Raw genomic sequence first — 13,302 nt, 5'->3', positions numbered from 1 at the left:
TTTTTAATTAGTTATAGAAAGAGGTTTAGTTTCAGCATATGTTGTTGTTCCAAAAAAAGATAAAGCTATAAATACTGTTAACAATATTCCTACTATACTTTTCATATAATCACTTTTCCCAACCTTCCAGAGTATATACATCAACTTTTACTCCGGTTTTGCCATCGATTTTACTATCAATTAATTTCGCATTCTCAAAAGGAACTTTATCCTGTTTTTGTTGAATAGTTGTAGAGGTGGGTTCTGTTCCAGTATATACATATCTCACCAAGAACAGTAATGCAAAACATGTTAATCCAACAGTAAATAATTTTTTCATAAAATCACATCCCTTCGTATAGATTTCTATTTTAATTTTAACGTAAAATAGAAATCTATACAATGTTGAATAGTTATCGGAATTCAATAGATTAATAATTTTCTAATGGTAGTATGGGTCGGGAAAATGTGAATTTATAAATCTTGTTTATGTTGTTTCATTTTTTATTCACATTTGAACTATTAGCGCCTCTTTAGTTAACGATCCAACTATTCCTGAGATTCCAAAGAAAACTGCAAAAAAACAAGTGGCCTGTTGCTTGATGTAATATAGGAAATAACCCCGAAATAGAATTGGAAAGCTGACAAATAACATATGTCAAATGTTAAACCGTGTAGAAACTGTAATGGAATAATGTAAATAGGGTCATTAATTACCGCGTAAAGAAAAAGTGAATACAATACAAAACTCCAGCTGTGATAATGAATACCAGCATATGAAACTTCCGAAATTGTATTTCAAGTTAGAACATACAGGGCTGATGCATATTTTTGCGTCAGCCTTATTTCGTTGTTGTTTCGTTTTCCTTCATCATTTTTGGTATACTTAAAAACAAAAGATTGATTGGAGGCGATGTCGTTATCATACCCGGGAATTTGGCGGAACTAACTGGAATTTCTCAGCGTTTTATCGATGAATTACTGGCGCATTGTTCATCTAATTCTTTAATTAAAAAAGTAGTCCTATTTGGATCAAGAGCACGAGGGGATTTTCATTTGCGTTCGGACATTGATTTAGCAATTTATACAAATAACGTTACTCATACACAGCAAAACTTAATTGAATTTACCATCCAAGAAATGCTGACACACTTGAAAATTGATATTATTTTCACGGATCGTTTAACAAAAAATGCATTGATAGACAATATTAAACGAGATGGGGTGATTGTATACGAGCAAGGAAAGGCTATACGAGAAGCTTGACGATTTCAAACGTGTTTCCTCCAGACTAAATGAGGCAACAATGTTAGAGGTTGAAAGTGATATCATCTATGATGGAGTGATTCAGCGATTTGAATTCACATTTGAACTAAGTTGGAAATTAATGAAAATGTTTTTAGAATATACCGGTACAACGGAGATTAGAAATCCAAGAGCGACGATACGTGAAGCATTCGCTAACGGTTTGATTGACGATGGAGAAAAATGGATCGACATGATGGTTGATCGAAACAAAACTTCACATCTATATGATGAAGATGAAGCAAGATATATTTATGAAAAGATAAGAAACCGCTACAATACACTTTTCCTAAAATTGAGGGATAGAATGGAGAGGGAGATTAAGCAGATTCACTAACCTACCACTATATTTCGCAGCCAGGCTAGCCAGAAAGGAAAGTAGCCGATAAAAAGAGATCAGTCCATTACAGTTGATGAACTGACCTTGTATGATTAATCTACATTTCGTACAGTAGTTTCCTTTCCATACGGCAAAATATGATAGACTACCAGTAATATAGTTCCAAACAATGCACAGCAACCCATTACAAAATAGAGTGTTCCTCCACCATAGGAGTCGATCAGCGCTCCGCCAGTTAGCGATCCAACTATTCCTGAGATTCCAAAGAAAACTGCATAAAAGACCAAATGGCCAGTTGATTGAAGTAATTTAGGAATTAATCTCGAAATAAATTGGAAAGCTGACAAATAAAATATGCCAAATGTTAAACCGTGCAAAACCTGTAATGGAATAATGTAAATAGGGTCGTCAATTACGGCGTAAAGAAACCAGCGAATACTATACAAAACTCCAGCTATGATAATGAATATCAACGTATGGAACTTCCGAAACCAGAAGAAGGCCAACGCGAATACAGCAGCTTCACTCGCTACACCAACAAACCATGCTAACCCAACCATCCCCTCACTACCGCCAAGCTGGGCAATATAAAGTCCGATATAACTATCATTCGCCCGGTGGGAAATCGATAGAAACATGATCATAAATAAAAAGAGAAAGAACGGTTTATTCCGGATGATTTTCGATATATCTTTTAACCGGATAGGATCTGATTCTACCTTTACATCGGTAAGGCGTAAAGCCACTATAAGTGCACAGGTTCCAAAGAACAGGTATGGCCAGATCATATATTGAACACCGATGGAAGAGAGAACTTTGCCGACGATAAGGGAAGAAATGGCAAACCCAATTGATCCCCACATTCGAATACCACCGAAATTCACATTCAAGTCGTCAGCCCGTCGTTGTGCAAGGCTGTCACCTAACGCTCCGATCGGGGAGGTGAAAAAATAGAAGACCGCACCCATCAGGATAAGCGCAACTAACCCGTTCATTTGGAAGAATAGGATACTGCTAATTAAAAGACCGATGATACAGATTACTAGCATCCATTTCACTGTTTTATATTTATCACTCAAGTATCCCCAAAATGGCTGGGAGAAAATAGCTGCTAAAGGACCAACGGCTAGAACCCAACCAATTTCCGTTCCGTCCAAACCCTTATACCGTAAATATAACGGCAAAAAACTTAAGATAATTGTATTTGTCGCATGAAAACAGAATAATAACATTTTAAGCGGTGTTAATGATTCTTCTTTTGGCAAAACGCACTCTCCTAATCTATGACAAGCTATGTAAAAAACCATTATACTATTATATGATGTAAAACTAAACAAAATTAATGAAACTTTCGTACAGATTGATTCCATTATATAGTACTTGGGGAAATTGTGCTTTCCGATGACAGGAATGGGTATAGTTGTTATAGCCTAACGATTGAATTGACTATAGGGAAGAAGATAATTGATACATTTTCGTTTGATGACGAATGCATGTGGAGAAACGTGATAAGGATGGAAAATCGATTGGATCGAGATTAGGCAGCTAAACAATTTCTAGAGATGAGGACTAGGGATTAAATGAAAAAGAACTTCCAAATAGCTACGGAAGTTCTTATTTTTACTACTTTTCCCATGTTTTGGCAATGAATTCATCCCTGCCTGATTTGGCGCGGTCTTCTTTGTATTCCTGTTCATTTCGTTTATAGAAATCTTGATGATAATCTTCGGCAGGATAAAATGTTGTTGCTGGCAGTATTTTCGTTACGATTGGTTTCTTGAATTTTCCACTATCTTCAAGCGCTGCCTTTGATGCTTCAGCAATGTTTTTTTGTTCTGTGTCATGATAAAAAATAGCCGTCCGATAAGAATCACCGCGATCTTGAAATTGCCCACCATCATCGGTTGGGTCAATCTGCCGCCAATAGATATGGAGAATGTCACGGTAGGAAAAGATGGCAGGGTCATAAGTTATTTCAACAGATTCATAATGACCGGTCTTACCAGTTTTTACATCCTCGTAAGTTGGGTTTTCCACATGACCGCCAGTATAGCCTGAGACAATGCTGTCAATCCCGTCCCATTGATCAAATGGCTTTACCATGCACCAGAAGCAGCCCCCGGCAAATGTTGCTTTTTTTAATGTATTTTCCATGTTGATTCCCCCATGATGGTTCGTATTTTATAAGGTAAGAAAGTTTGGCACTACTTTGTTTTCGAGCAGGACAAGTAACGTCTAGCTCCATCGTTCAACGGTTAGTGTGCTTTTTTTCCAATAAAACTGTTTTTCAAGTAATATAGAGATAGAATTTTCATTAACTATACCATATGAAGTGAGGGTGAAGCACGATGAACGCACCATATGTACATAAATTACTAATCGGAAAGGTAAAGAAAATGGGTCACAGTGATGCAACGGACCGGATGGACAGGCCGTGGGAAAGTGGTATTTTCAAAAATAGTGTTACATCGGGCGTATGGTTAGGAAAAACAGGATTAATGGGAGATCAAGTGGGAGATACAAAAAATCATGGCGGACCGGAAAAGGCACTATTTGCTTATCCAACGATGCATTATGATTATTGGATACAGGAACTTGATTTGGAAACCATAGGCATTGGTGCAATGGGAGAAAATCTAGCGGTTGATTATGCGGAAGAGAATTCTGTTTGTATTGGCGATACGTATGAGCTTGGGGATGCTGTTATTCAAGTTTCCCAGCCGCGTCAGCCTTGTTGGAAACCCGCCCGTCGTTTTCGGATAATGGACTTTGCTTTGCGCATCCAAAAAAGCGGACGAACAGGCTGGTATTTTCGTGTTTTAAAGGAAGGTTACGTGCAGGAAAAGTCGGAACTGCGTTTAGTGGAACGGCCATATCCGCAGTGGACGATTAAAAAGTGTAACGAAGTCATGCATGTGCACAAAAAGGATTTAAAGCTTGCCGAAGAACTTGCGGCATGTACGCATTTAGGTGAAAATTGGAAACGAACATTACATAAACGATTGTCGGGGCACGTTTCCTCGGTTGAAAAACGTGTGTATGGCCCTAATAAAGAATGAGAAAGAGAGTTTTCTGCAATTGCGGAGGACTCTTTTTTAATTTTATATGTAGGGCGTGTGGGCGTGAGAATACGGGATATCGGCAAGAGAGCAGGAACATCGGCGCGAGAGCAGAAACATCGGCGCGAGAGCAGGAACATCGGCGCGAAAGCAGAAATATCGGCGCGAAAGCAGGAACATCGGCGCAAGAGCAGGAACATCTGCGCGAAAGCAGAAACATCGGCGCGAGAGCAGGAACATCGGCGCGAGAGCAGGAACATCGGCACGAAAGCAGAAATATCGGCGCGAAAGCAGAAACATCGGCGCGAGAGCAGAAACATCGGCGCGAGAGCAGGAATATCGGCGCAAGAGCAGGAACATCGGCACGAAAGCAGAAATATCGGCGCGAAAGCAGAAACATGGCACGAGAGCAGAAACATCGGCGCGAGAGCAGGAACATCGGCGCGAAAGCAGAAACATCGGCGCGAGAGCAGAAACATCGGCGCGAGAGCAGAAACATCGACCCGAGAGCAGGAACATCGGCACGAAAGCAGAAATATCGGCGCGAGAGCAGGAACATCGGCGCGAGAGCAGAAACATCGACCCGAGAGCAGGAATATCGGCGCGAGAGCAGGAACATCGGCACGAGAGCAGGAATATCGGCGCGAGAGCAGAAACATCGGCGCGAGAGCAGGAACATCGGCGCGAGAGCAGAAACATCGGCGCGAAAGCAGGAACATCGGCGCGAAAGCAGGAACATCGGCGCAAGAGCAGCAACATCGGCACGAAAGCAGCAACATCGGCGCAAGAGCAGGAACATCGGCGCGAGAGCAGAAACATCGACCCGAGAGCAGGAATATCGGCGCGAGAGCAGGAACATCGGCACGAGAGCAGGAATATCGGCGCGAAAGCAGCAACATCGGCGCGAAAGCAGAAACATCGGCGCGAAAGCAGGAACATCGGCGCGAAAGCAGGAACATCGGCGCGAGAGCAGGAACATCGGCGCGAGAGCAGAAACATCGGCGCGAAAGCAGGAACATCGGCGCGAGAGCAGGAACATCGGCGCGAAAGCAGAAACATCGGCCCGAAAGCAGGAACATCGGCGCGAAAGCAGAAACATCGGCGCGAGAGCAGGAACATCGGCGCGAAAGCAGAAACATCGGCGCGAAAGCAGAAACATCGGCGCGAAAGCAGGAACATCGGCGCGAAAGCAGAAATATCGGCGCGAAAGCAGAAACATCGGCGCGAGAGCAGGAACATCGGCGCGAGAGCAGAAACATCGGCGCGAAAGCAGGAACATCGGCGCGAGAGCAGGAACATCGGCGCGAAAGCAGAAACATCGGCGCGAAAGCAGAAACATCGGCGCGAAAGCAGAAACATCGGCGCGAAAGCAGAAATATCGGCGCGAGAGCAGGAACATCGGCGCGAGAGCAGGAACATCGGCACGAGAGCAGGAATATCGGCGCGAAAGCAGCAACATCGGCGCGAAAGCAGGAACATCGGCACGAAAGCAGGAACATCGGCGCAAGAGCAGGAACATCGGCGCGAGAGCAGAAACATCGGCACGAAAGCAGGAAAATCGGCGCGAAAGCAGAAACATCGGCGCGAGAGCAGAAACATCGGCGCGAGAGCAGGAATATCGGCGCGAGAGCAGAAACATCGGCACGAAAGCAGGAACATCGGCACGAGAGCAGGAATATCGCCCTGAAATCTAAAACTATCAACTAAATTTCCCGAATTCAAAATAAATTCACTATCAGATGCCACTTTTCTCCCTTATGATTCGATAGTAGTGGTGAAAGGAGGGGAAAAACATGGCAGTAGCAGAAACGTATCAATCAACACTGCGATTAGTGCTCGATGATGGGGCGGATGTGTTAACTGGAAAGCCAATCTATAAAACGAAAAGCTTTAACAATGTGAAGACAAGTGCAACAGCTGATCAGTTGTTTGCTATCGCAGAGGCAGTTGCTGGATTGCAGGAACGTCCGCTTTACAACATTGAACGCAGAGATAGCTCGGAAATTAGGCAAGCCTAAATTTTACAAGATAATGGAAAGGAGGAGTTGAACGATGAAAAAGATAGAGCTTAAATTTTTGAACAAGGAAGGTAAAACTGTCACATACTCACTAGAAAAACCGATTGATCCAATTGATCCAGCTGCTGTAAAAAGTGCGATGGATGAAATTATGATACAAAATGCGTTCACATCCACTGGTGGCGATCTTGTTTCTATTAAAGGTGCGCGTGTTGTGGAACAAAATGTAACCGAAATTGAATTAAATTAATTGGTTGAATAAGCCGCGATAATGTAAAGGTGCCGCGTAGATATTTAGCCAGTGTGAAAACTAGATTTTAATTAACGGAATGACCAGTGGCTTGGCAAATGTGCAGCCCTGGTCAGTTTTTTTAGCCAGTAAAATAGAAGGAGGTCACGCTTATGGAAGCATGGATATCATTTATAACAGAGGTAGGCTTTCCGATTGTGGTAACATTTTATTTGTTGCACCGCATCGAGGGTAAACTCAATTTATTAATTGAATCCATTCATGCATTGCCTCAAAAAATGAAATAATTAGTTAGGGTGAGGCTGTCAAGTCACCGATTCGTGATTTATCAGAAGGCAGCCTCGTTTAATCAGTCAATTTTCTTCCAGTAATTTTACAGCAACTCTATGTTTACTGCTGGCATCCGAAAATAACCGATGTAACTGCAGGAATACAAGTCCATCTTTATAACGTGCTTCCATTTTATCTGAACGTACTGGAAATGGTAAGTTAATTGTTCTGTCAAATACGCCTTGTAAAATTTCTTCTTTTATTACAGTCCCCCCGCTTTGGCTGATATCAATAACCCCATTAATATCTAATTTTGTATAATCGACATAGATATCAACTTTGTTTAAATCGGTTAGTCCGGGAATACTGATAATGCACATAATTTCATTTTCCGTTTGATACATGTTAATTTGTGGAATAATAGGTTTTATAATGCCTTCGAATTCGTTCCAAAAGTTCTCACCAAAAAAACTATCCATGTTCTTTTTCCAATCGGTCATTTGACTGAACGGGTCCATCATCATAACACCTCTTTTTAACTGTTTAAAATTTATGTAATATGGTATGCATGTTAGTTTGACTGGGTGAATATCATCATAGTATTTCGTTTTGGGGAAATTTCACAACGTTAATAATCGGGGAGGGTTCTTGTTTTGCTTAGTAATGCTTATGTAATGGTTGCCATTATTCTTGTAATTAATATTGTTTATGTTACGTTTTCAACAATGCGGATGATCTTGACGCTGAAAGGTCGTAGGTATTTAGCCGCGTTTGTCAGTATGTTTGAAATTGTTGTTTACGTGTTAGGTTTAGGTCTAGTGCTCGATAATTTAAATGAAGTCCAAAATATTATTGCTTATGCGGTTGGTTTTGGACTTGGTGTTATTGTTGGAACAAAAATTGAAGAGAAGCTTGCACTGGGATACATAACCGTAAATGTTATTTCATCCAATCCGGATATTGACTTCACCCGTAAATTGCGGGATAAAGGATACGGTGTGACGAGTTGGTTCGCTTATGGTATGGATGGAGATCGTCTGGCAATGCAAATTCTCACACCTCGAAAATACGAGCTAAGGCTGTATGAGTCGATTAAAACGATTGATCCAAAAGCATTTATTATTTCATATGAGCCGAAACAAATTCATGGCGGCTTTTGGGTGAAACAAGTACGGAGGGGACGTCTGGGCAAGAACCGGAATACTGTTGGTAGCATGCCAGGTGCTCCGCAAACACCAAAAGATACACCTGGGGAGACAACAGAATAATTCACTTTTCTAAGAATAGGTTCCAAATCATGCCTATTCTTTTTTTGTTCACGATGAACGCCTACTTACTAAAAGGAATATAGTACGTAAGAATGGATTTTCGTACAGGAGGAATTTATGTGAATAAAAATATATACCAGACACCATTCCCACCACAGCATCAGTCACAACAACCAGGCATAGAGTCCCTTATGGTACCGGAGCCGATTGTGGAAGATCCAAATTACCATGGATCTGGAAAATTGCAGGATAAAGTTGCTGTTATAACAGGAGGTGACAGTGGGATTGGGGCATCAGCTGCAATCGCCTTCGCTAAAGAGGGAGCGGATGTGGTAATAGCTTATTATTATACGTATGAAAATGGGGATGCTTACCGCACGAAGCAACGGATTGAGGAGCTTGGGCGCAATTGCCTATTGATTGTTGGTGATTTGCGTGAGCAGCAACAATGTCAACATGTTATTAAACAAACGATTGATCAATTTGGAAAACTTGATATTTTGGTGAATAATCATGCTGTTCAATTTACACAGGATAGTTTGCTGGATATTTCAGCTGAACAATGGGATGCAACATTCCAAACAAATATTTACGGTCATTTTTATATGACAAAGGCTGCCCTTCCATATCTTAAGCGGGGGAGTTCGATCATTAACACCACTTCAATTGTCGCGTATGAAGGAAATGAAAAATTAATTGATTACAGTGCAACAAAGGGAGCTATAGTCGGTTTTACACGTGCATTATCACAGAATTTGGCAAATCAAGGTATTCGGGTTAATGGTGTAGCACCGGGACCAATCTGGTCACCGCTAATACCATCGAGTTTTTCGGCGGAGTATATTGGAACCAAGTGGGGTACGGATGTCCCGATGAAACGCGCCGGACAGCCATTTGAATTAGCGCCGGCATATGTCTATCTCGCTTCCAGTGATTCTTCGTATGTTACGGGTCAGGTTATCCATGTGAATGGTGGAGAAATGGTTAGTTCTTAACATTTATGATCATGAATAAGGTTAATAGTGACAAAGAAATGTTTGGTAAAAACCGAACATTAATAACAAATTTTATATTATCGTTCGATTATTTATTGACAGATGCGTGTATCATTGCTATGCTTAAGACAACAAACGAATACGGTTCCTCATATATTTCCTGAGAATATGGCTTGGAAGTTTCTACCCAGCACCGTAAATGCTGGACTATGAGGGAGGATGAATTGTTGCTGTTTTATGGATATAATTCATGTTTATTTGCTATGTCTATTCATCTTCTCTCATTACGCGGGAGGAGACGAATAGACTTTTTTAATGAAAGGCCGTTTTATAAAAGATTGTTGTTCCTTACACAATATCTATAAAGTGCGACACAGTGAAAATTCCCTTTTGTAACATTAATGATGGAATGCCTGAATTCCGCTCCGGCAGAATACTTCGCTTTCCGCGGGCACGGCTTCAGCCTCCTCGGAAGGAAACCACTTCCTTGAAAAAGAAAACCACTTTTTCTGCGTGCGATGTAATGCTGCCGAAGCTTTCCTTGTCCTGCGGGGTCTTCAGACTCGTGCTGGGGCTGCGCTAACTCGCCCCATCGAAAACCATTGTTCCCGCAGGAGTCTACGTATTCTGCCTCCGCTGGTAGTGGTGCTCTGATTATCGACGGGAGAGAAGCCATGGATTCTAACGTTACATGGACTTTTTCTCCCTTGAACAGATATTCACTCAAGCAATAGCTGATGGTAATGAGTTTTAAAACACAACACCAGTGTATTTCCAGAACGGCGGGAGAGGAATTTCCTAGTTACATCGCATTTTCTATCAAATACGAAATTAAGTACGAAAAAGCCTAATGAAAAAATAACATGGTTGATGCAATAAAATTCTAAATAGAAAGAGGGATTCAAGTGGCACAAGTTGGCGTAATTATGGGTAGCATATCAGACTGGGAAACGATGAAACATACTTGTGAAGTGTTAGAAGAACTAAATATTTCCTATCAAAAAGAGGTTATTTCCGCCCATCGCACCCCGGATGAAATGTTTACGTATGCGAAATCAGCCAGAAGACGTGGTTTGAAGGTAATAATTGCTGGAGCAGGTGGTGCAGCGCATTTGCCTGGAATGGTAGCAGCACAAACAACTTTGCCGGTTATTGGGGTCCCAGTTCAGAGTAAAGCGTTGAACGGCCTTGATTCGCTTTTATCCATTGTGCAAATGCCCGGCGGTGTACCGACTGCTACGGTTTCGATCGGGAAATCCGGTGCAACAAATGCGGGAATTCTCGCTGCACAAATAATTGGTGCCTCCGATGAAAATATAGCAGCACAACTTGAAACATATCGTGAAAAAATGCAAGCTAAAGTAGCGGAAATGAGGGATGATCTTGCCGGAAAATAATCAAACAATACTGCCAGCACAAACGATTGGGATCATTGGTGGTGGACAGCTTGGCCGGATGATGGCAATTGCCGCACGCTATATGGGATATAAAATTGCTGTTCTTGATCCAACGCCAAATTGTCCGACAGCTCAAGTTGCCGATCATCAAATAACCGCAGCTTATGATGATATGTACGCAATTGAAAAGCTAACAGATATTAGTGATGTTGTTACATATGAGTTTGAAAATGTGGATCTAACCGCGGCTAGATATATTGAAGAGAAGGGAAAACTGCCACAAGGATCTTTTGCATTGGAAGTGACGCAAAATCGCGAAAAGGAAAAATCCCTGATGAGGGAAGCAGGTTTGCCGATTCCGGAATTCACGATTGTGACAAATGGTGAGGAATGCAAGACAGCTTTGCAAAATATGGCCTACCCAGCAGTGATAAAGACATGTAGTGGTGGATATGATGGCAAGGGGCAAATCAAGTTGACGTCAAAAAATGATGAATCTACGGCAATAGAATTTGCTGAGAAGAATAAGCACTGTATTATTGAACAGTGGGTGCCATTTGAAAAGGAGATATCGGTAGTTTTTACACGTACACAAACTGGGGGATTAGAAATTTTCCCGATTGCAGAGAATACACACAAAGACCACATCCTTTATCAGACTGTGGCTCCAGCTATAATAAGTGAACAAGTAAAGATAAAGGCTATCCAGGCTGCTACTGTACTTGCGGAAAAAATGCAAATTGTAGGGACGTTTGCGATTGAAATGTTTGTAAAAGGTGACGAAATTTATCTAAATGAAATGGCTCCTAGACCACACAATTCTGGTCATTATACGATTGAGGCGTGCAACATTTCGCAATTTGGACAGCATATTAGAGCAATTTGTGGATTGCCGCTAATGAAAGTTGAACTACTAAGACCTGTGACAATGGTCAATATACTTGGGGAAGATATGGAGCATGTTTTAAGAATGATGCCAACACTAGAAAATGGCTCGGTTCACTTGTATGGAAAAGACGGTCGAAAGCCGAAACGGAAAATGGGCCATGTAACATTCACTGCAGCAACGTCTGATGAAGTTAGCAAACTCGTTATGAATTATGAGGAGGAAAAGTAATGATTGATCGTTATACCCGAGAAGAAATGGGAACTATCTGGACGGATGAAAATAAATTTAAAGCATGGTTGGAAGTAGAGATTTTGGCATGTGAGGCATGGAGCGAACTTGGTATTATTCCAAAAGAAGATGCTGAAAAAATTCGCGAAAATGCTTCGTTTGATATCAACCGTATTTATGAAATTGAACAAGAGACACGTCATGATGTCGTTGCTTTCACACGGGCGGTTTCAGAAACTTTGGGGGAAGAACGGAAATGGGTGCACTACGGTTTGACGTCAACAGATGTAGTGGATACTGCCTTATCTTATCTTCTAAAGCAGGCAAATGACATTATTCGGAAAGATATCACGAATTTTATTGAAATTATCAAGAACAAAGCGATCGAACATCAGCATACAGTCATGATGGGGAGAACCCACGGTGTCCATGCAGAGCCGACAACATTCGGTTTAAAGCTTGCCTTATGGTATGAGGAAATGAAGCGTAACTTGGAGCGGTTTGAGTTAGCAGCCAACAACATTGAATTTGGCAAGTTATCAGGTGCGGTAGGTACATATGCCAATATCGACCCATTTGTGGAAGAATATGTATGCGGGAAATTAGGTTTAACACCTGCGCCAGTTTCAACACAGACACTACAGCGTGACCGTCATGCTGCATATATTTCAGCATTAGCATTACTCGCTACATCGATTGAAAAGTTTGCAACTGAAATCCGTGGTCTGCAAAAAACAGAAACACGTGAGGTTGAAGAGTTTTTTGCAAAAGGACAAAAAGGTTCATCAGCAATGCCGCATAAACGTAATCCAATTGGTTCGGAAAATATGACAGGGATGGCACGGGTAGTTCGCGGTCATGTAGTAACAGCATATGAAAATGTTTCGCTATGGCATGAACGCGATATTTCACATTCTTCCGCTGAACGAATAATTTTGCCAGATACAACGATTGCCCTGAATTATATGCTGAACCGATTTGGGAATATCGTGAAAAAACTAACTGTATTTCCGGAAAATATGAAGCGAAATATTGATAAAACACACGGCGTTATTTTTTCACAACGCGTATTGCTTGCGTTAATTGACAAGGGTATGACACGTGAAGAAGCATATGATCTTGTGCAGCCAAAAGCGATGCAAGCATGGGAAACAGAAACCCATTTCAAACAATTACTTGAAGAAAATGAACTAGTAACAAGTAAATTATCCCAAGACGAAATTGATGATTGTTTTGATTACACGTACCATTTGAAAAATGTTGATCGAATTTTTGACCGAATCGGCTTAAAACGAGGTGAATGA

General features: G+C 41.4%; 16 protein-coding genes and 1 riboswitch. Of the genes, 12 read left to right on the top strand and 4 right to left on the bottom strand.

Translation table 11 applies throughout. From position 1 onward, the window contains the following. Positions 1-109: 109 nt before the first annotated feature. Positions 110-319 (bottom strand): hypothetical protein, encoded by a 210-nt coding sequence (locus C8270_RS00970; RefSeq protein WP_106494697.1) that lies wholly within the window; start codon positions 317-319, stop codon positions 110-112. A 560-nt stretch (positions 320-879) separates the two neighbouring features. Here C8270_RS00970 and C8270_RS00965 point away from each other — a divergent pair. Next, a complete protein-coding gene (locus C8270_RS00965) occupies positions 880-1,245 on the top strand; it encodes a nucleotidyltransferase family protein (RefSeq protein WP_158701550.1) in 366 nt (121 codons plus the stop codon). Between the two features lie 40 nt (positions 1,246-1,285). Further along, on the top strand, positions 1,286-1,621 hold the full coding sequence (locus C8270_RS00960) for a nucleotidyltransferase substrate binding protein (RefSeq protein ID WP_234028449.1): 336 nt from the start codon (positions 1,286-1,288) through the stop codon (positions 1,619-1,621). A 95-nt stretch (positions 1,622-1,716) separates the two neighbouring features. On the opposite strand, the gene C8270_RS00955 is transcribed toward C8270_RS00960, so the two are convergent. Together C8270_RS00955 and msrA are read right to left on the bottom strand one after the other, a co-directional pair. Further along, positions 1,717-2,889, bottom strand: coding sequence for an MFS transporter (locus tag C8270_RS00955; protein WP_106494694.1), 1,173 nt, complete (start codon positions 2,887-2,889; stop codon positions 1,717-1,719). A gap of 358 nt (positions 2,890-3,247) precedes the next feature. Then, a complete protein-coding gene (msrA, locus tag C8270_RS00950) occupies positions 3,248-3,778 on the bottom strand; it encodes a peptide-methionine (S)-S-oxide reductase MsrA (RefSeq protein WP_106494693.1) in 531 nt (176 codons plus the stop codon). Between the two features lie 194 nt (positions 3,779-3,972). Here msrA and C8270_RS00945 point away from each other — a divergent pair, with 194 nt between their 5' ends. The 5 genes from C8270_RS00945 to C8270_RS00925 all read left to right on the top strand — a co-directional run bounded on the left by C8270_RS00945 (position 3,973) and on the right by C8270_RS00925 (position 7,238). Further along, positions 3,973-4,683: an MOSC domain-containing protein gene (locus C8270_RS00945; protein WP_106494692.1), complete on the top strand. Its 711-nt coding sequence runs from the start codon at positions 3,973-3,975 to the stop codon at positions 4,681-4,683. Further along, complete coding sequence (locus C8270_RS00940) at positions 4,680-6,377, top strand: hypothetical protein (protein WP_158701549.1); 1,698 nt, start codon at positions 4,680-4,682, stop codon at positions 6,375-6,377. Before C8270_RS00945 ends, C8270_RS00940 begins: the two co-directional genes overlap by 4 nt. A 99-nt stretch (positions 6,378-6,476) precedes the next feature. Then, complete coding sequence (locus tag C8270_RS00935) at positions 6,477-6,701, top strand: DUF1659 domain-containing protein (protein WP_106494690.1); 225 nt, start codon at positions 6,477-6,479, stop codon at positions 6,699-6,701. A 34-nt stretch (positions 6,702-6,735) separates the two neighbouring features. Continuing rightward, on the top strand, positions 6,736-6,951 hold the full coding sequence (locus C8270_RS00930; RefSeq protein WP_106494689.1) for a DUF2922 domain-containing protein: 216 nt from the start codon (positions 6,736-6,738) through the stop codon (positions 6,949-6,951). A 152-nt stretch (positions 6,952-7,103) separates the two neighbouring features. Continuing rightward, positions 7,104-7,238: a YvrJ family protein gene (locus tag C8270_RS00925; protein ID WP_106494688.1), complete on the top strand. Its 135-nt coding sequence runs from the start codon at positions 7,104-7,106 to the stop codon at positions 7,236-7,238. Between the two features lie 66 nt (positions 7,239-7,304). On the opposite strand, the gene C8270_RS00920 is transcribed toward C8270_RS00925, so the two are convergent. Next, positions 7,305-7,742 carry an Hsp20/alpha crystallin family protein gene (locus C8270_RS00920; RefSeq protein WP_234028448.1) on the bottom strand — a complete coding sequence of 146 codons (438 nt, stop codon included), beginning with the start codon at positions 7,740-7,742 and terminating at the stop codon, positions 7,305-7,307. 132 nt (positions 7,743-7,874) lie between these two features. Here C8270_RS00920 and C8270_RS00915 point away from each other — a divergent pair, with 132 nt between their 5' ends. The 5 genes from C8270_RS00915 to purB all read left to right on the top strand — a co-directional run bounded on the left by C8270_RS00915 (position 7,875) and on the right by purB (position 13,302). Next, positions 7,875-8,489 (top strand): DUF2179 domain-containing protein, encoded by a 615-nt coding sequence (locus C8270_RS00915; RefSeq protein ID WP_106494687.1) that lies wholly within the window; start codon positions 7,875-7,877, stop codon positions 8,487-8,489. Between the two features lie 92 nt (positions 8,490-8,581). Next, positions 8,582-9,484: an SDR family oxidoreductase gene (locus tag C8270_RS00910; RefSeq protein WP_106494686.1), complete on the top strand. Its 903-nt coding sequence runs from the start codon at positions 8,582-8,584 to the stop codon at positions 9,482-9,484. Between the two features lie 129 nt (positions 9,485-9,613). Beyond that, positions 9,614-9,714, top strand: a riboswitch (purine riboswitch). A gap of 675 nt (positions 9,715-10,389) precedes the next feature. Then, the gene (gene purE, locus C8270_RS00900) at positions 10,390-10,881 is read left to right on the top strand and encodes a 5-(carboxyamino)imidazole ribonucleotide mutase (RefSeq protein WP_199794625.1); all 492 of its coding nucleotides are present in this window, start codon (positions 10,390-10,392) and stop codon (positions 10,879-10,881) included. Further along, positions 10,868-11,998: a 5-(carboxyamino)imidazole ribonucleotide synthase gene (gene purK / locus C8270_RS00895; protein WP_234028446.1), complete on the top strand. Its 1,131-nt coding sequence runs from the start codon at positions 10,868-10,870 to the stop codon at positions 11,996-11,998. The genes purE and purK overlap by 14 nt, the downstream gene beginning before the upstream one ends. After that, on the top strand, positions 11,998-13,302 hold the full coding sequence (purB, locus tag C8270_RS00890; protein WP_106494683.1) for an adenylosuccinate lyase: 1,305 nt from the start codon (positions 11,998-12,000) through the stop codon (positions 13,300-13,302). The genes purK and purB overlap by 1 nt, the downstream gene beginning before the upstream one ends.

It is taken from the genome of Lentibacillus sp. Marseille-P4043 (assembly GCF_900258515.1).
GTDB lineage: Bacteria > Bacillota > Bacilli > Bacillales > Amphibacillaceae > Lentibacillus_C.
This window is presented reverse-complemented; position numbering and strand designations above follow the sequence as displayed.

What these genes read in the sequence shown, in the direction of transcription:
- C8270_RS00970 (WP_106494697.1), bottom strand. Translation starts at nt 319, where the DNA reads ATGAAAAAATTATTTACTGTTGGATTAACATGTTTTGCATTACTGTTC.
- C8270_RS00960 (WP_234028449.1), top strand. Translation starts at nt 1,286, where the DNA reads ATGTTAGAGGTTGAAAGTGATATCATCTATGATGGAGTGATTCAGCGA.
- msrA (WP_106494693.1), bottom strand. Translation starts at nt 3,778, where the DNA reads ATGGAAAATACATTAAAAAAAGCAACATTTGCCGGGGGCTGCTTCTGG.
- C8270_RS00945 (WP_106494692.1), top strand. Translation starts at nt 3,973, where the DNA reads ATGAACGCACCATATGTACATAAATTACTAATCGGAAAGGTAAAGAAA.
- C8270_RS00940 (WP_158701549.1), top strand. Translation starts at nt 4,680, where the DNA reads ATGAGAAAGAGAGTTTTCTGCAATTGCGGAGGACTCTTTTTTAATTTT.
- C8270_RS00935 (WP_106494690.1), top strand. Translation starts at nt 6,477, where the DNA reads ATGGCAGTAGCAGAAACGTATCAATCAACACTGCGATTAGTGCTCGAT.
- C8270_RS00930 (WP_106494689.1), top strand. Translation starts at nt 6,736, where the DNA reads ATGAAAAAGATAGAGCTTAAATTTTTGAACAAGGAAGGTAAAACTGTC.
- C8270_RS00925 (WP_106494688.1), top strand. Translation starts at nt 7,104, where the DNA reads ATGGAAGCATGGATATCATTTATAACAGAGGTAGGCTTTCCGATTGTG.
- C8270_RS00920 (WP_234028448.1), bottom strand. Translation starts at nt 7,742, where the DNA reads ATGATGGACCCGTTCAGTCAAATGACCGATTGGAAAAAGAACATGGAT.
- C8270_RS00910 (WP_106494686.1), top strand. Translation starts at nt 8,582, where the DNA reads ATGGATTTTCGTACAGGAGGAATTTATGTGAATAAAAATATATACCAG.
- purB (WP_106494683.1), top strand. Translation starts at nt 11,998, where the DNA reads ATGATTGATCGTTATACCCGAGAAGAAATGGGAACTATCTGGACGGAT.